Source organism: Sphingobacterium prati, assembly GCF_013167215.1.
GTDB lineage: Bacteria > Bacteroidota > Bacteroidia > Sphingobacteriales > Sphingobacteriaceae > Sphingobacterium > Sphingobacterium prati.
Genome location: NZ_JABJWY010000024.1, coordinates 97,957 through 114,340, shown reverse-complemented (window position 1 = coordinate 114,340; position 16,384 = coordinate 97,957). Strand labels below are relative to the sequence as shown.

General features: G+C 37.6%; 17 protein-coding genes and 2 tRNA genes. 10 read left to right on the top strand and 9 right to left on the bottom strand.

The window, feature by feature from the left end; genetic code table 11:
* Positions 1 to 15 precede the first annotated feature (15 nt).
* The 3 genes from HPC41_RS06575 (at position 16) to HPC41_RS06565 (ending at position 1,662) form a co-directional block, all read left to right on the top strand.
* Positions 16 to 387 carry a response regulator gene (locus tag HPC41_RS06575; protein WP_172393241.1) on the top strand — a complete coding sequence of 124 codons (372 nt, stop codon included), beginning with the start codon at positions 16 to 18 and terminating at the stop codon, positions 385 to 387.
* A gap of 2 nt (positions 388 to 389) precedes the next feature.
* The gene (locus HPC41_RS06570) at positions 390 to 1,220 is read left to right on the top strand and encodes a CheR family methyltransferase (RefSeq protein ID WP_172393240.1); all 831 of its coding nucleotides are present in this window, start codon (positions 390 to 392) and stop codon (positions 1,218 to 1,220) included.
* A 73-nt stretch (positions 1,221 to 1,293) separates the two neighbouring features.
* Entirely contained in the window at positions 1,294 to 1,662 is a 369-nt protein-coding gene (locus tag HPC41_RS06565; RefSeq protein ID WP_172393239.1) for a response regulator, read from the top strand.
* Positions 1,663 to 1,885: 223 nt separating this feature from the next.
* Here the strand turns inward: HPC41_RS06565 and HPC41_RS06560 are convergent.
* Positions 1,886 to 1,970: transfer RNA gene (locus tag HPC41_RS06560), tRNA-Ser, on the bottom strand.
* 55 nt (positions 1,971 to 2,025) lie between these two features.
* Positions 2,026 to 2,544 (bottom strand): YceI family protein, encoded by a 519-nt coding sequence (locus tag HPC41_RS06555; RefSeq protein WP_172393238.1) that lies wholly within the window; start codon positions 2,542 to 2,544, stop codon positions 2,026 to 2,028.
* Positions 2,545 to 2,727: 183 nt separating this feature from the next.
* On the opposite strand from HPC41_RS06555, the gene HPC41_RS06550 reads away from it, so the two are divergent.
* From HPC41_RS06550 to HPC41_RS06540, 3 genes are all read left to right on the top strand, one after another.
* Positions 2,728 to 2,801 (top strand) — tRNA-Arg (locus tag HPC41_RS06550).
* A gap of 263 nt (positions 2,802 to 3,064) precedes the next feature.
* Positions 3,065 to 3,361 carry an MGMT family protein gene (locus HPC41_RS06545; RefSeq protein WP_172393237.1) on the top strand — a complete coding sequence of 99 codons (297 nt, stop codon included), beginning with the start codon at positions 3,065 to 3,067 and terminating at the stop codon, positions 3,359 to 3,361.
* A gap of 13 nt (positions 3,362 to 3,374) precedes the next feature.
* Entirely contained in the window at positions 3,375 to 3,902 is a 528-nt protein-coding gene (locus HPC41_RS06540) for a DUF1697 domain-containing protein (RefSeq protein ID WP_172393236.1), read from the top strand.
* Positions 3,903 to 4,004: 102 nt separating this feature from the next.
* Here HPC41_RS06540 and mgrA read toward each other — a convergent pair whose 3' ends face one another.
* On the bottom strand, positions 4,005 to 5,042 hold the full coding sequence (mgrA, locus tag HPC41_RS06535; protein WP_172393235.1) for an L-glyceraldehyde 3-phosphate reductase: 1,038 nt from the start codon (positions 5,040 to 5,042) through the stop codon (positions 4,005 to 4,007).
* Between the two features lie 49 nt (positions 5,043 to 5,091).
* On the opposite strand from mgrA, the gene HPC41_RS06530 reads away from it, so the two are divergent.
* Positions 5,092 to 5,775: a peptidylprolyl isomerase gene (locus tag HPC41_RS06530; protein ID WP_246250445.1), complete on the top strand. Its 684-nt coding sequence runs from the start codon at positions 5,092 to 5,094 to the stop codon at positions 5,773 to 5,775.
* 64 nt (positions 5,776 to 5,839) lie between these two features.
* Here the strand turns inward: HPC41_RS06530 and HPC41_RS06525 are convergent, their stop codons facing one another.
* The 4 genes from HPC41_RS06525 to HPC41_RS06510 all read right to left on the bottom strand — a co-directional run bounded on the left by HPC41_RS06525 (position 5,840) and on the right by HPC41_RS06510 (position 9,762).
* Positions 5,840 to 6,475 carry an HdeD family acid-resistance protein gene (locus tag HPC41_RS06525; RefSeq protein ID WP_172393234.1) on the bottom strand — a complete coding sequence of 212 codons (636 nt, stop codon included), beginning with the start codon at positions 6,473 to 6,475 and terminating at the stop codon, positions 5,840 to 5,842.
* 107 nt (positions 6,476 to 6,582) lie between these two features.
* Positions 6,583 to 7,923, bottom strand: coding sequence for a TolC family protein (locus tag HPC41_RS06520; protein ID WP_172393233.1), 1,341 nt, complete (start codon positions 7,921 to 7,923; stop codon positions 6,583 to 6,585).
* A gap of 85 nt (positions 7,924 to 8,008) precedes the next feature.
* The gene (locus HPC41_RS06515; protein WP_172393232.1) at positions 8,009 to 8,860 is read right to left on the bottom strand and encodes a helix-turn-helix domain-containing protein; all 852 of its coding nucleotides are present in this window, start codon (positions 8,858 to 8,860) and stop codon (positions 8,009 to 8,011) included.
* Positions 8,861 to 8,922: 62 nt separating this feature from the next.
* Positions 8,923 to 9,762 carry an aldo/keto reductase gene (locus tag HPC41_RS06510; protein WP_172393231.1) on the bottom strand — a complete coding sequence of 280 codons (840 nt, stop codon included), beginning with the start codon at positions 9,760 to 9,762 and terminating at the stop codon, positions 8,923 to 8,925.
* A 273-nt stretch (positions 9,763 to 10,035) separates the two neighbouring features.
* Between HPC41_RS06510 and HPC41_RS06505 the strand changes: the two genes are divergently transcribed.
* The gene (locus tag HPC41_RS06505) at positions 10,036 to 12,255 is read left to right on the top strand and encodes an NADP-dependent isocitrate dehydrogenase (RefSeq protein ID WP_172393230.1); all 2,220 of its coding nucleotides are present in this window, start codon (positions 10,036 to 10,038) and stop codon (positions 12,253 to 12,255) included.
* A gap of 107 nt (positions 12,256 to 12,362) precedes the next feature.
* Here the strand turns inward: HPC41_RS06505 and HPC41_RS06500 are convergent, their stop codons facing one another.
* Together HPC41_RS06500 and HPC41_RS06495 are read right to left on the bottom strand one after the other, a co-directional pair.
* Positions 12,363 to 13,316, bottom strand: a complete 954-nt coding sequence (locus HPC41_RS06500) for a glycoside hydrolase family 43 protein (protein WP_172393229.1) — start codon at positions 13,314 to 13,316, stop codon at positions 12,363 to 12,365.
* Positions 13,317 to 13,569: 253 nt separating this feature from the next.
* Positions 13,570 to 14,457 (bottom strand): DUF4377 domain-containing protein, encoded by an 888-nt coding sequence (locus HPC41_RS06495; RefSeq protein WP_172393228.1) that lies wholly within the window; start codon positions 14,455 to 14,457, stop codon positions 13,570 to 13,572.
* Between the two features lie 38 nt (positions 14,458 to 14,495).
* Here HPC41_RS06495 and HPC41_RS06490 point away from each other — a divergent pair, with 38 nt between their 5' ends.
* Together HPC41_RS06490 and HPC41_RS06485 are read left to right on the top strand one after the other, a co-directional pair.
* On the top strand, positions 14,496 to 15,392 hold the full coding sequence (locus HPC41_RS06490; RefSeq protein WP_172393227.1) for a hypothetical protein: 897 nt from the start codon (positions 14,496 to 14,498) through the stop codon (positions 15,390 to 15,392).
* A gap of 76 nt (positions 15,393 to 15,468) precedes the next feature.
* Entirely contained in the window at positions 15,469 to 16,296 is an 828-nt protein-coding gene (locus HPC41_RS06485; RefSeq protein WP_172393226.1) for an alpha/beta hydrolase, read from the top strand.
* The last annotated feature ends 88 nt before the right edge of the window (positions 16,297 to 16,384 follow it).

Here is a 16,384-nt window from a genome sequence, read left to right as displayed (position 1 = left end):
AAATTACGTCGGTTAATGAATCAGAATAAGATAATATTAATTGTAGATGATGACAACCGGAATATTTTTGCACTGAGTTTAACTTTAAAGACGAAAGGATACCAGGTCGCCAGTTGTACAGTGGCAAAAGATGCAATTCAATTATTAGAAGTTGAGAATAATATTTCATTGATTTTAATGGATATGATGATGCCTGAAATAGATGGATATGAGGCGATTCGTTTAATCCGCGACTCTACTGTCATTAAAGAGCTCCCCATTATCGCGGTAACCGCACAAGCAATGAGTGGTGATCGAGAAAAATGCCTGGAAGCTGGTGCGCAGGCTTATGTATCAAAGCCGATTGATGTGGATATATTGTTGGCTGAAATCGAACGATTAATCTAGCTATGTTAGGTCATAATATAATTAAAGACGAAGAGATAGATATTTTATTGGAAGATATCTATCAGCGCTATGGTTACGATTTTATACAATATAGTCGAGCATCGATTAAAAGAAGGATTAATCGAATCATGACGAATGACCGTTTTGCAAGTTTCGCGGAACTGCGATTTGCGTTGAAGGACGATCCACAATTTCTACAACATTTTGTTGAGGAGATTACGGTGAACTTGACGGAGATGTTTAGAGATCCAATGTTTTTCCGACAGCTGCGCGAAGAGATTTTGCCCCAGTTGGGAACTTATCCACTGATTCGGATTTGGATTGCAGGATGCTCCAGCGGTGAGGAAGCCTATTCTTTGGCAATTTTACTTAAGGAGGCCAATCTACATCACAAATCGTTAATCTATGCTACGGACATTAACCCACGGGTTTTGGAAATAGCCCGTAAAGGGGTCTATCCATTAAGCCAGATTAAATCCTTTTCTGAAAATTATATCGAATCTGGTGGAAAGCAGGACTTTTCTAATTATTATACTGCAAATTATGAATGGGCAAAATTTAATCCCGAGCTGAAACAAAAAATGATTCTGTCAACCCATAATTTAGTGTCGGATACTTCGTTTAATAGCTTCCAGTTAATTCTTTGCCGAAATGTGTTGATTTATTTTAATAAAGATTTGCAGGATCGTGTATTTAAATTATTTGACGCAAGCTTGGAAAATTTCGGATATTTGGCCCTGGGCAGTAAGGAAACTATACGTTTCTCAAGTATTCAGCAGAACTTTACTGCAATTGGTGATCAAAAAATTTGGAAAAAACTTTACCCGCAATAATATAAGATTTACGCTAAAAAAGGCGTGACATTTAGCCATGGTGGATCTATATAAGGACATAAAACTAATCTATATGAGTAAAAGAAAAACTGTATTGATATTTGAAGATGATACGATTATTTTAGAGGTCATAACAGTAGTGCTGACGGATTTGGGTTTTCATGTTGAAGTGTCCGAGACTTCACATGATATTATTCAAAAAGTTGAATCTACGAAGCCAAATATTATTTTAATGGATAATTGGATTCCAAATATTGGAGGAGTAGAGGCAACCCGCCTTCTGAAAGGCGATGATAGGTTTAAACATATTCCTGTTATTTATGTATCTGCCAATAATGATATAGAATCATTAGCTGTGCGTGCAGGTGCAGACGATTTCTTGGCCAAGCCATTTGACTTAGATGACCTGGAAAATATTGTTAAGAAGTATATTGTCAATTGACTTACTAAGGACCAAATTCTCAACGATTTTGGTCCTTTTTATTACCTTCTTAACCTTTAAAGCTATCGCCAAAATTTAATTGTATTTGCAGTCGCGAATTCTAATTACGAAATGATTTTTTTTGTGGACGCGATGGCGATGATAGAGTCTGGACCCGGGCCAGCCCTTCGGCTTCGAATCCTAATAAATGAAAAAAGCCTTTCTGAAATGAAAGGCTTTTCTGCGGAGAGTGAGGGATTCGAACCCCCGAACCTGTGACAGTTAACGGTTTTCAAGACCGCCGCATTCGACCACTCTGCCAACTCTCCGCGACAAAAGTACGATTTTTTGCTCTCCTGCCAAATTTTATTTCTGAAATAGTTCTTATTTGGCTTTTATAAACTGTATATCAGCACTAAATTTTACTTCGTCACTCACCATAACACCACCAGTTTCTAAAGCCGCATTCCAGTTCAGTCCAAATTCCGAGCGTTTGATCTTGCCTTCTACGATAAACCCAGCTTTGGTATTTCCCCAAGGGTCTTTTTGTATACCTGCATATTCCAAGTCAAATACCACAGGTCTGGTCACGTCACGTATAGTCAGATTTCCTTTAATTTGTTCATTAGCTAAACTTGTTGCCTCAAATGTGATTGCAGGATATTTTTCCACATCAAAAAAATCACCACTTTTTAGGTGTCCATCACGTTGTTCATTTCGTGTATTGATTGACGCTGTATCAATAGTTACTTTCGCAAGTGCATTCTCAAAAGTATCATCTTCTGTATCAAGATCCACTTTAAAACTGTTAAAGTTTCCTTTAACATTTGTAATCATCATGTGTTTTACTTTGAATTCTATCTCGCTATGTGCAGCGTCTAATTCCCATTTTCCTTGTGCCATAATTTTTGTGTTTTCTTTTGTTTAATAACACAAAGGTAACAGCGAGATTTATATTTTTGTTTGACCTAGATCAATAAAATAATCTTATTGAAAAGCAATTAGTTATTGAAAAACCGCAAAAAAAAGCAAGTGATATTTTGGAATTGTTGAACAAATGTCTACTTTTGCATTACCGAAAGCGACGCGCCAATAGCTCAGCTGGATAGAGCATCGGTTTTCTAAACCGACGGTCTCAGGTTCGAATCCTGATTGGCGTACGAAAAATATAAAAAACAGCGTTAATCATATGATTAATGCTGTTTTTTTTGTGCGTATATTTTATTTTCAATATAGCCAAATTGACCTTGTCCCTTATAATCTAAGCATGATAAATGGTATTTATGGATGTGCTATTATTGACGTAGAAAGCATTATAAGGTGTTTTTTTCGTATCTTCAATATAGTTGGTAGATGTGAGATAGTTGGCAATCCGAAGTTATCTCTGAAATTTATAGGATTAAGAGAGCCTAATAAGAAAGATATGGACGAAATATTCAAAAAACAGGTGTACGACCTGGTGAGATTGATCCCAAAAGGGCGTGTTTCAACTTATGGTGCGATTGCTAAAGCTTTAGGGTATCCGAACCATTCCCGTCATGTTGGAAAGGCAATGGGTGGTTGTCCTGGGGATGTGCCTGCCCATAGGGTGATTTCGAGCGGAGGAGTTTTATCGGTTCCGGAATTTCAGATCAAACTAGAGGACGAAGGTGTTGTAATAAATAATCTTAGGATCAAGGATTTTAAGAAGATATTTTGGAATCCGATGGATGAACTTTGAAAAATTATAAATTATGAGATATTGTGCTTTTCTGCGTGGTGTAAATGTAAGGGGAACCAATATGAAAATGGTTGATGTGTGCCGGGTGTTTAAAGATACCGGTATGGATCAGGTAAGCTCTGTATTGGCCTCTGGGAATATCATTTTTTATTCGGACCGACTTGTGGGCGACCTTAAGCCCATTTTAGAAGCTGCTATGTCCAGCTATTTTTCTTACGAAGCTTTTTTGTTCATTAAACTGCAAGAAGAAATTGTGCTCTTGAAGGATAATATTCCTTTTGAAAAACATGATGATTTTCATATTTATGCTTTTGTAGGTTTGCCGGGGGTAGAAGAAATGCTCATGAATGAATTTAATAACAGCACCAAAGCAGAGGATGAAAAGGGCGAAGTGGTTAATGGCGTATTTTATTGGCAGGTGCCCAAAGGGAATACATTAGATTCAACATTTGGAAAAATACTGGGGAAGAAAAGTCTGAAAGATAAATTTACAAGTCGGAATGTAAATACATTTGAGAAAATTCTGAAGATCATGAATTAGGCAATAATAGTTCCATTTAAGGCATCTTAACATTGAAAAGGCATATTGATTATTGAATAATAACCTATATGCCTTTTATTTTAAAACCATGTACACATTGATCTAGCCTTTGTCAATCTCTGCGGATTGGGTCCAGATATTAATATGTCCGTCTTTTGCATAGAGATCAATTTCGTGGATTTCTTCTGCGGTGAATGATAGATTTTTGAGCGATCCGACACAATCGATGACCTGTTGTGGTCTGGACGCACCAATAAGAGCAGAAGTTACCTGTTGTTTTCGAAAAACCCATGCGATGGCCATTTGTGCTAAGGTCTGTCCTCTACGTTGTGCAATGGCATGGAGTGCCTGGATATTTTTTCGGTTTTCTTCACTGAGGAATTTGGTCTGCAATGATTTTGATTGGGAAGCCCTGCTATTTTCGGGAATATCGTGTAAATATTTATCGGTTAACATCCCTTGGGCAAGTGGTGAGAAAACAATTGAGCCAATACCAATCTCATCCAGGGTGTCTAATAGACCATCGGATTCAACCCACCGATTCAGCATGGAATAACTCGGTTGATGAATAATAAATGGTGTCCCCAAAGTTTTCAGTATTGCATAGGCTTCCTTGGTGCGTTGCGAATTGTAGGATGAAATACCGATATAAAGGGCTTTTCCGTTTCGCACGAGTTGATCCAGTGCCATCATGGTTTCCTCTAACGGAGTGTTTGGATCAAAGCGATGTGAATAAAAAATGTCAACGTAATCTGTTCCTAGACGTTTTAACGATTGATCACAGCTTGAAATAATGTACTTCCTGCTACCCCATTCGCCATAGGGGCCGTCCCACATATGATAACCTGCTTTTGATGAAATGATCAGCTCATCACGGTACCCCGCAAACTGTTGTTTAAGGATTTGTCCGAATGCAATTTCTGCGCTACCTGGGGGCGGTCCGTAGTTATTGGCTAGATCGAAATGTGTGATTCCCAGATCAAAAGCCGTCGTACAGATATCAATTTTGGTTTGATGAGCCGTGTCGTTTCCAAAGTTGTGCCAGAGGCCTAAGGAAATCGCTGGTAATTGGAGCCCGGATTTACCACAACGATTATATATCATATTTTCGTAGCGATCGGGATGGGGGATATATTGCATAAATTTGAATTGTTTAATCCAAATATAGTAATAAACAAATTTCTTCGAATTGAAATTAAATGTATTTTTATGTCAAATTTTGAACAAGCTGATGAAGAAAATCCTGTTAATTATGACTTTGTTTTTGATTTGGGCGAGCAGTAGCTATGCACAGTCAAAACGCCTATTATTTAAAACTGCATTTGGAGAATTTAAGGTTGTATTATATGATTTTACTCCAAAACATCGTGACTTAATGTTAAGGTCGATAAATGATAGTGTATATCAAAATGCTTTGTTTAACCGTATAATTGAAAATTTTGTTGTGCAGGGTGGCGAACATGATATAGATATCGAAAAGAGGGAAGCTGCTGATCCTTTGAAACGTAAACCTCGGTTGGCAGCGGAATTTGATAAACGTGCTTTTCACAAAATAGGAGCACTGGGAGCGGGACGCGATGGTAATCCGGAAAAGGCCTCTTTCCTTGACCAGATTTATTTTGTTGTTGGAAAAAATATTGTTGCTGCAGATCTTGATAGTTTGGAAATAAAAAAAGGTATAAAATATAGCAATGAACAGCGCGCGGAATATCTTAATCATGGTGGACAGCCTAGACTTGATCATGATTTTACCGTATTTGGTGAGATATATCAAGGACTAGATGTCATTTTTGAGATAAGTCGTGTGAAAACTGATAAACAAGATTTTCCTTTGCGGAAGGTACCTTTCAGTATTGTAGAAAATAAAGAATAAAACCATTTTTCATGTTGGTTTTATTCTTTATTTTCCAGTAATAAATTATTATTAGGAGGTCCTATTATTTATTATATTGCTCAAACTCTTCCTTTAGTTTCTCGTATCGTTCTTTCCACTCATTGGGAAGTCTACCTGGTATATCTTTTAAATTTTTTAATTGAAAGGCTAAAACACAAGCAGCAAAGCCGACGATACTAATTGCCATCCCTGTCCATATTACCAGGGATAAACCGGCGAAAAGTGGGTTCCAAAGTAAAATAAAGCTAAAAATAATACCTAGTACGGCGAATAAAGTAATCCAGCCCCATGAATTACTCCCGTAGTTTTTTAGATCAAAGGAGAAGGACAATAATTGAAATGATTTGAAAAGAGCATAAAATCCAACAATGAAAGCCAATGTACTTGCCGATAACAGGGGATTGGCAATCAGTAAAATCCCAAATATGGCGTAAAGGATCCCACCGGTAAGATACCATCCCCAGCCATCAACTTCATTCTTATTTTGTAATGCAAAAATTATTTCCAATATCCCAGAAGCAATAAACGACCAAGAAAATAGAATGGCCAATGCGAGAAAGGACGCTATAGGTGTAGATATGGTGTAGAAACCCAATAAAATCAAAAGGAGCCCAACAATAAGCGGAATGTACCAATTTTTAACCGACGATCTAATCGTTTTTAAGAATGAATTTGCCATAATATTGATTAAATTATTTGTAATAAAACAATAATCAAAGAAACCCCATTAATTACTTAATGAGGCCCTACATATATAAAACTGATTAAATTAGGCAAGGAAGCAGATTAGATCTTTCCTGTCTCTTTCAAAAGTTTGTAATATGCATACACAATATTGATTTCAGCATTTGTATATTTCAGTTCCGCTTCGAGTTTTGAATTGGAAGCGTCCATGATGTCGACTATAAGTGCCAATTGGTTCAAATACTTTTTCTCAATAATACGATAGTTCTCGTCCGCAAGTGCTTTGTTGTACTCAAGTGTATTGCGTTGAGCGTAAGCCTCATTGTATTTAATGTATGCATTATTAACAGCGACACTGGCCTTTTGTTTCAGAGCGAGTTCATATTTCTTGTTTTTTTCAATCTGCAAATCGTTTAATTTTAGCTTTTTGCTCGTCGAATATAAAGACGCGATGTTGTAACTGAGTGAAATACCGACATTCCATGTATTCATATATTTGTCAATGACAGGCATAACATTGGTGATTGGTTTTACCAGCTCGTTTCCGGCGAAAATGCTAAGTGCGGGTGATTTTTCAGATTTCGTTATATCTTTTTCGGTGTAAAGAAGCTCAGTTTCTTTTGCAGCAAGCTGAATAGCGGGATTTGATGTGTAAGCCGCTTGTTTTAATGTCGTTAGATCCTGCGGCTGGAAGTGTGCTTTTAAAATAGAACCATCGGGTTTGATTACCGTGCCTTCTGGCAATCCCAGCGCAACGATAAGTTCGTCATTGAGGATACGCATATTATTTTGGATGACTTCCTTGGTAAGTCGCAGTTCGGAGATTTGCAGTTGATTTCTTATGACATCATTCTTAGTGATCATTCCCTGCTTATACAGTTTTTCGGTCAGTTCTAGCCTCTTTTGGGCGAGTTCAATATTTTGATTGTAAACCTGCTCTTGATTGCCGAGTTTAAAGAGATCCAGATAGTATCCCAATACCAAAATTTTGATGTCTTGTTCTTCATTTAGGTGATCCAGTTCCGCTAGTTCTTCCCCTAAAGAAGATGCTTTAATAGTGTTTTTGATCATTCCGCCTTTCCAGATAAGCTCTTTGGCTTCTAAGGAATAGTTATTTCCGAAATGGGGGAGAGGGACCTTTTCAGAACCTGATAAATTCTTTTCAATCAGCGCAGCATCACCTAGGTAAAATGCCGAAGCTGATGCATTGAGCTCAGGTAATGTTTTCAATTTTGCCACCGCAGTCTTCTGTTTAGCGACATCAACAGCAGCTTTTGAAACAGCTAAATTGGGATGATTGTGTATCGCGAGCGCAAATAATGTTTCGATATTGATCTTTTTGGTCGATATACTGTCTTGACCGTATGTTAAATTGCTAAAAGTTGTAATGAAACAAACGACCAAGTACAAACCTGCTTTTAGTACGCTTGATTTAATATTCATGGTATATTTCTTAGTTCTATATATGTAGTACAAAGGTACACACCGGTATAGTGCTAAGAAATGTCTATTTAATGCTTTGTGATGTTCAATTGGTAACAGTGGCTGCTTGCTGCTCCCGGAATATGCTAGGCGTCACACCAACATGTTTTTTGAAAAACTTACTAAATGCGTATTGATCTGAAAAATGAAACTCCTGGGATATCTGATTGATGGTTTTATTAGAAACAATAAGTTGTGCTCTGGCTTCGCTCAGCAACCAATTACTTAGAATTTCAGAAGGCGGATCTTTGGTAATTTCTCGGACACTTATAGAGAGGTATTTTATCGAGATATTAATTAATTCTGCATAGAAAGCTAAATCCCGATGTTGTTTATAGTGATCTGCCACGAGCTGTAGAAATTGAACGGTGATCTCTTCTTTTCTCTTGTTGCGGATCTTTTCGTGACCTTCTCCGGCATCATATATAGCAGCTGCCAATAGATAAATGATAGCCATAAAAATATTTATATTCGCTTTTTGAAGAAAATCCCTTTGGAGATCATGTGCTTTCTTACGATTTTGATGTAAAGTGGAAAGCAATGTCCAAACCGTTTCAAAGTCGGTGGGCTTGGGACTAAAGGGAACGGAGCTATTCGCATTGATAAGACGGTAGGCGTCATATTTACTGATGGAGAGGCGGATTCTACTGGAGAAATTTCTATCATAATTTAGGATTTTGAACTCCGAATTTGCACCGGTATCCAAAAAACTATAGTACTTATTATAACTGATGAAGAAAATATTGCCGGCTTCTAACTGTATTGGATTTCCATTGCAATTGACAACAATTGTTCCTTTATTTATGAGGATACAAGTTGTATAGAGCGGATGATAAATATATTTATCCAATCTCTGAGGAAGTTCTGATTGATCGATCAGTTGTATTTCGTTCATCATTAATGCTACGCTAAAAAATGATCCTCCAAACTATATTGTCTGGAGGATGCTATCCCTATGATTTAGAATGCGACTTTTTTAGGATCGGATCCAGAAAAGCCCATTGTTGGCAGTTCTCGAATTGTGCTGATATCTTCTTTTGTAAGTTCGAAATTACCGATATCTAAATTTCGCTTAATATTTGCTGGATTTGTGGATTTCGGTAGTGGTAATATGCCCTGAGACAGTGCGAATTTGATACAGATTTGTCCGACGCTTGTAGCCTTCTGCGCTGCTAAAGCAATCAATGTCTCGTCCTGTAATATTCTTCCTGAACCCAATGGAGACCAAGCTTGCACTAAAATACCATTTGATTTACAAAGGTCAACAGTATCTTGTTGGAGGTAGCCTGGATGATATTCAATTTGATTGACGCTTGGGACTATTGTCGCTGTTTCTAGTAGTTTCGCTAGATATTCTTTCGGGAAATTGCTGACTCCGATTGCCCTCACTTTCCCTTGTTTGTATAAGTACTCGAATGCTTTCCAGGTATCAGCATTAATAGCAGCCCAGTCCTCAAATTGTGTTTCGTTGGCAGGCCAGTGTATTAAATAAAGGTCTAAATAATCCAGTCCCAAGTTGGTAAGTGATTTTTCGAAAGCAGCAATTGTCTTATCATAGCCACGTTCAGTATTCCACAATTTGGTTGTTATAAACAACGTATTACGGTCTATATCGCTATCCTTGATTGCTCTTCCGACACTTTTTTCATTACCATAAATTGCTGCAGTGTCGATATGTGTATAGCCTGTTGCCAAAGCCTCTTTTACAGCCTGATATGCTTCTTCTCCTTCCGGAATTTGCCAGGTTCCAAATCCAATTGCTGGAATATCAATCCCATTGTTCAATTTGAATGATTTCATGCTTAATTATATTTTTTGTTTGACTAATTTAGGATTTCAATTGTATTCTCCCGTCACTGAATTGTCAAGAGGGTTTTCATTTTAAAGGCTAGGGACAGACTTATCTGGTATTGCCAAAATATATTTATTTTAACAATTTTATTGTCAAAAAGGTGCGATTAGCGCGCAGTTTATAGCATTAATTCTTATCTTTAGGCGAAATTTTGAAAAATTTAGATTTTTTACTGATTTCACATAGCATTAAAAAATTAAACATATTTCTAATAGATTACTATGTCAAACAAATCAAAAATTGTTTGGACAAAAACAGATGAAGCACCTTTGTTGGCGACTTACTCGTTTTTGCCTATTGTACAAGCGATTACAGCTACAGCTGATATCGATGTTGAATTGAGAGATATCTCTTTAGCAGGTCGTGTTCTTGCGAGCTTTCCAGAATTTTTAAAAGAAGATCAAAAAATTGCTGACGCATTAGCAGAGTTGGGTCAAATGGCAACTACTCCAGAAGCAAACATCATTAAGTTACCGAATATTTCAGCATCTATTCCACAATTGAAAGGTGCTATTGCTGAATTACAAAAAGCTGGTTATGCTATTCCGAACTATCCGGATGAAGCAACTACAGAAGAAGAAAACTCTATCAAAGCTAAATATGCGAAAGTACTGGGGTCTGCTGTAAATCCAGTATTACGTGAAGGTAACTCGGATCGTCGTGCACCTAAAGCGGTGAAGAATTATGCGAAAGCGAATCCACATAAAATGGGTGCTTGGGCGAAAGATTCTAAAACAAAAGTTACTTCAATGACATCTGGCGATTTCTATGGTTCGGAACAATCTGTAACTGTTGAAAATGCAGGTCAATTCAAAATAGAATTTGTAGATGCACAAGGTGCGGTTACTGAATTAAAAGGTCTTTCCCCATTAAAAGCAGGCGAAGTAATTGACTCATCAACGTTAAGTTTAAAAGCATTAAAAGGCTTTGTAGCGGATGCGATCGCTGAGGCGAAAGCAGCTGGTGTATTGTTGTCTGCCCATTTAAAAGCAACAATGATGAAAGTGTCAGACCCGATTATTTTTGGGGCAGTCGTAGAAACATATTTCGCTAATGTATTCGCGACTTATGGCGATTTATTCAAAGAGCTGGGTATCAACAAAAATAATGGTTTAGGAGAAGTATATGCTAAAATTGCAGGTCATGCAAAAGAAGCGGAAGTGAAAGCTGCTATCGATACGGCTATTGCGCAAGGTCCTGCTCTGGCAATGGTTAACTCGGACAAAGGTATCACAAACTTCCATGTTCCTTCTGACGTTATTATTGACGCTTCTATGCCTGCAATGATCCGGATTGGTGGTAAAATGTGGAATAAAGATGGTCAGGAAGAAGATACGATAGCGATGGTGCCAGATCGTTCTTATGCTGGTGTTTACGAAGCAACAATAGAGGACTGTAAAACGCATGGCGCTTTGGATCCTAAAACAATGGGGTCTGTTCCAAACGTTGGCTTGATGGCTCAAAAAGCGGAAGAGTATGGGTCTCACGATAAAACTTTCCAAGCTGCAGGTAACGGTGTTATCCGTGTGGTAGACGCCGATGGTCATGTATTCATGGAACAGAACGTTGAAGAAGGGGATATTTTCCGTATGTGTCAAACAAAAGATGCACCGATTCAAGACTGGGTAAAATTAGCTGTAAACCGTGCACGTTTGTCAGATACTCCAGCAATATTCTGGTTAGACAAAGACCGTGCGCACGACAGAGAGATCATTAAGAAAGTAGAGAAATACTTGCCTGATTTTGATACGACAGGTTTAGATATTCGAATTCTATCACCGATTGAGGCAACTAAATTCTCGTTGGAGCGTATCCGTAGAGGGGAAGATACTATTTCTGTAACAGGTAACGTACTACGTGATTATCTGACAGATTTATTTCCTATTTTAGAAGTTGGTACTTCGGCCAAGATGTTGTCTATTGTACCGTTGATGAATGGTGGTGGCTTGTTTGAAACTGGTGCTGGTGGTTCGGCTCCAAAACACGTAGAGCAATTTCTTCAAGAGGGTTATTTACGTTGGGATTCATTAGGAGAATTTTTGGCTTTAGGAGCTTCACTGGAGCATTTATCGCAAACACAGGATAATCCTAAAGCATTGGTTTTGGCTGAAACTCTAGATGAAGCAACTGAGAAATTCTTGGCAAACGACAAATCGCCGGCACGCCGAGTAGGTCAGATTGATAACCGCGGATCTCATTTTTATTTAACATTGTACTGGGCTCAAGCTTTGGCAGCCCAAACAAAAGATGCTGAACTGGCAGGCCGCTTCGCAAATGTTGCAAAAGAATTGACAGATAATGAGGCTAAGATCAATGAAGAATTGATCGGTGCACAGGGTCAGGTACAGAACATCGGTGGTTATTACTTTCCGAATGACGAATTAGCTACAAAAGCTATGCGTCCCTCGGCGACATTAAATAATGCCATTGCGCATATTTAATCGCTCCATGTTTTAATAAAATAAGAAGAGCCCTGATCATCATTGATTGGGGCTCTCATTTTAGATTCGATTGCAGTATATACCAACAACTTTACTGGTAGAAAAATCTATTTTAAAGGATATTTTACACCTTCAAAAGTCATTTTAACAGGAAGTATATGTCCATTTTTGTCAAATTTCATTTCATCGATACAGGTGACTCGCTCATTGGCACCTTCCTTGCCTAAGGGCCTACGGTGATAAACGATGAAATATTTATCCTTATTCGGAACTTTAATGACCGAATGATGTCCAGCACCAACAGCAACATTAGGGTCCCGTTCGAGAATTGTTCCAATGCGCTCAAATGGGCCAAATGGAGAGTCTGCAATTGCATAGGCGACTTTATAGTCAGGACCTGTCCAACCACCTTCTGACCACATAAAGTAGTATTTGCCATCTTTGATAAACATAAAAGGACCCTCGACATAATCCTTAGGCGTAATTTCTTTGTAATAAGTTCCGTCATCAAAAGGAAGCAAGCCCGTAAAATCTGGTTTGAGTTTGACTATGTTACAATGCTTCCAGCCGCCATAATACATGTAGAACGTTCCGTCCTTATCTTTAAAAACAAATTGATCTATGGGTTGTGCACCATTAACAATATCATTAATTAATGGTTTGCCCAATAAATCTGTATAAGGGCCTTCCGGTTTATCCGCTACTGCGACACCAATGCCACCAATTTCCCCCTGATGTACATCGTTGGCACCGAAGAATAAATAGTACTTTCCATTATTTTCAAGAACTGCGGGAGCCCACATAGCCTTTTTTGCCCAGTTTACTTGTGTGTTTTGGAGCACATGTGGGTGTTTTTTCCAGTTAACTAAGTCTGAAGAAGAAAAAGCATCGAAAAATAGCTGTTCTTCATAAGGAGCTGAATAGGTAGGAAAAATCCAATATTTGTTTCCATAGATAATTCCTTCAGGATCAGCATAGTTTCCGCTTATAACGGGATTCTTCTGCGCAAAAAGTGTTGTTGCCAGAAATAAAGATGTTGTCGTAATAAATGTCTTGATCATCGTTATGGTTTAAAAGGTTAAGATACTACATATTGTATGGCAGTAAGTCTGAAAAAATATCATTTTTGTGCCGATTTTTCTCAATATTTTTAAAATGTTAAAATTATGTTAAATTAAAGTGATACTTTCGATTCTTTCCGCTTTATTTCACATATTTGTTTATGTCATTTCCAAATGGCATAAATACTTTTCATAAAATAGGTTAATAATATGGCTAAGATACCCGAAGTCCCCCAGGCTTCGGGTGTTTTTCTTATGCACGATCCAATCCGAAGATCATCACTAACCTTCCATCGATGTAAAAGTTCAGCGTCTGTTCGGCGATATCAAATTGAACCTGTTTTCGTTCGATAATCTCAAAGAAATCATTTTCTATATTAACGCCATTGCATGACTTCATCGTACTTGCAAGGTGCGGAAAGCTTATCAAATTGCCTTCGATGATAAAATCGCCCCAAAAATTATTACATCCTGTCGATCCTGCGATCGTTCCATTTTTCGCATCGAAACCGATGTTGGCTTTATTACTTGCAACATCTTTGCCGTTTAATTGAAGTAAATTCCATTTAAATCTGCTGAGGAATGAGGCAATACTTGGTAGCTCAGTGACCCTCTCTTTGGAGATGATACCAAGCAATTGATATTGAACACTATCAGTATCTTTACCTTTCGTTTGCTTTACTTTGATACGATAACGATATTGCTCTTCGTAATCGAAATCATGAATTGGCTTAGAAATATATTCCCATTTGTCTTTTGTTTCAGATTTTACTTGCAGGCATGTCAAATTGCCCGATACTGGATTATAGACATAGTTTTCGGCGATGTCCCAAATGACGATTTTTGAGTTTTCAGCTTGAGATTGGCTTATTATTTCATCCAGCGTATAGATTGAAGTTTGCGCTGTCCTTGTTTTTTTTACCCGAATATTGTACTCAAAATTGGCGTTGTAATTAAACTGCTGGATTTCTGCGTAAAAATTTTCCCAATCTGTACTATTGTAATATTTTACAAGGTAGGGAGGTGTATTTTCAAGCCCAGATTTGACTTTTATCCGAAACGAGCTGCTTTGTGCTTGTAAATTATATTGGAATAGAAATGGTAGAATAAAAAGTAAGCAGGATTTGAGGGATTTCTTCATAATGGACGTTAACTATCAATAAAAACGTATCTTTAAACATGAATATTGCGCGAACAAAAGCACTCTTAGTGATTGTACTTTTTCTTTCGGGCTTACGGTTATATGCCCAAAATAGCAAGGATTATTTTAAAACACAAATCGCCGTAGGGGAATTGATAGATCCACAGCTAAAAGAAGTCTCTGGAATAGCTGCCTCTCGTGAGAAGGGAAATTTTTGGGTCCATAATGATAGTGGTGACGGTGCCAACATTTATTTGATTGACCGCCATGCCAAGTTGCTCAAAACGTTTACACTTGAAGGTGTGAGCGTTGTTGATTGTGAGGATATAGATCGTCTCAGAATGGGCAATAAAAATTATTTGGTTTTAGCCGATATCGGAAATAATCTTAGAAAGCGTACTTGGGCAAGCCTTTATGTATTTCCAGAACCTTCAATCTGTGATTCAACGTTGATATCAAAGAAAGATATTAAAACCATCTTTGTCAAATTTCCAGGCCAAAAACGTCTTGATGCAGAAGCTGTAATGGTTGATCCTCAGGATAATATGTTATATGTTGTTTCAAAGCGTGAATTTCGATCTACCGTATATAGCGCGCCGGTCTTTACTAATACCAAACAACAATACTTCACATTAAGTAAAACTGCAGAACTTCCTTTTACGTTTGCTACAGCTGCAGCTATAGATCCTTCAGGAAAAGAGATGCTTATAAAAAACATTACAACTATTTTTTACTGGAAAAAAAAATCGGGTAAATCATGGGCAGAAACACTCCAACGGAAGCCAATTGAAATCCCTTACGCAGTAGAGCCTCAGGGCGAAGCGATAACTTTTGATGATGAAAGCAATGGTTTTTATACATTAAGTGAACGTCCCTTTGGTTTAAAATCCTATCTTTATTACTTTGAAAAAATACCTAAATCAAATGATAAATAGCAAACTTATCGTAGTAAAGAACGGTAATAAAGAGCTGATTAGCTTAAATTAGTATAAAAATCCAACTTGTAACATAATGAATTTAAAACGAATTTTATTTTTATCAATTGCCTTATTTTGTTTAATAACCGGAAGTAAAGCGGCTAAGGTAGATACCATAGCCGTTCGGAGCCAGAGCATGGATAAAGTGATCAAAACAGTAGTTATTCTCCCAAAAAGTTATTCAGATCGAACAAAATACCCAGTTCTCTATTTACTTCATGGATATTCGGGCAATTATAGTAATTGGGTAAATAATTCTAGCGTAGCTGCGCTAGCTGATCAATATGGATATATGATTGTTTGTCCAGATGGGGGATTTGGCAGTTGGTATTGGGATGTCGAAAACGATCGAAATTATCAATATGAGACTTTTGTTTCCAAAGAACTGATTGATTATATCGATCAACATTATGCGACAGTCAAAGATCGAAAAGGAAGAGCGATTACAGGTCTTAGTATGGGAGGTCATGGGGCTTTGTCTCTTGCGATTAAACACCAAGATCTGTATGGCGCTGCGGGTAGTACTGCGGGCGGTGTGGATTTTAGACCTTTTCCGTTAAACTGGGAAATTAAGGATCGTATCGGGAACTATGCCGACTCGTCTCAGGCTTGGGATGACCGCGCTGTTATTAATATGGTTCCTAAGTTAATAAATAATAAACTTCGCCTGATCGTTGATTGTGGGAAGGACGATTTTTTCTATCCCGTCAATGTTGCTTTTCATGATAAATTGATGTACCACAATATTAACCATACCTTTGTTACAAGCGAGGGGGGACATAATTGGGCGTATTGGTCACGCTCCATCGTGTATCAAATGGCCTTTTTCAACGATTTTTTCAATCAGCCAGAAAAAAAATAAAAGAAAAATAGATAAATATTTGGCTTAAATGAATAAAATACTATTTTTGTTTATAGAAAATCTTGACTAACAAATTATAAACTTATTA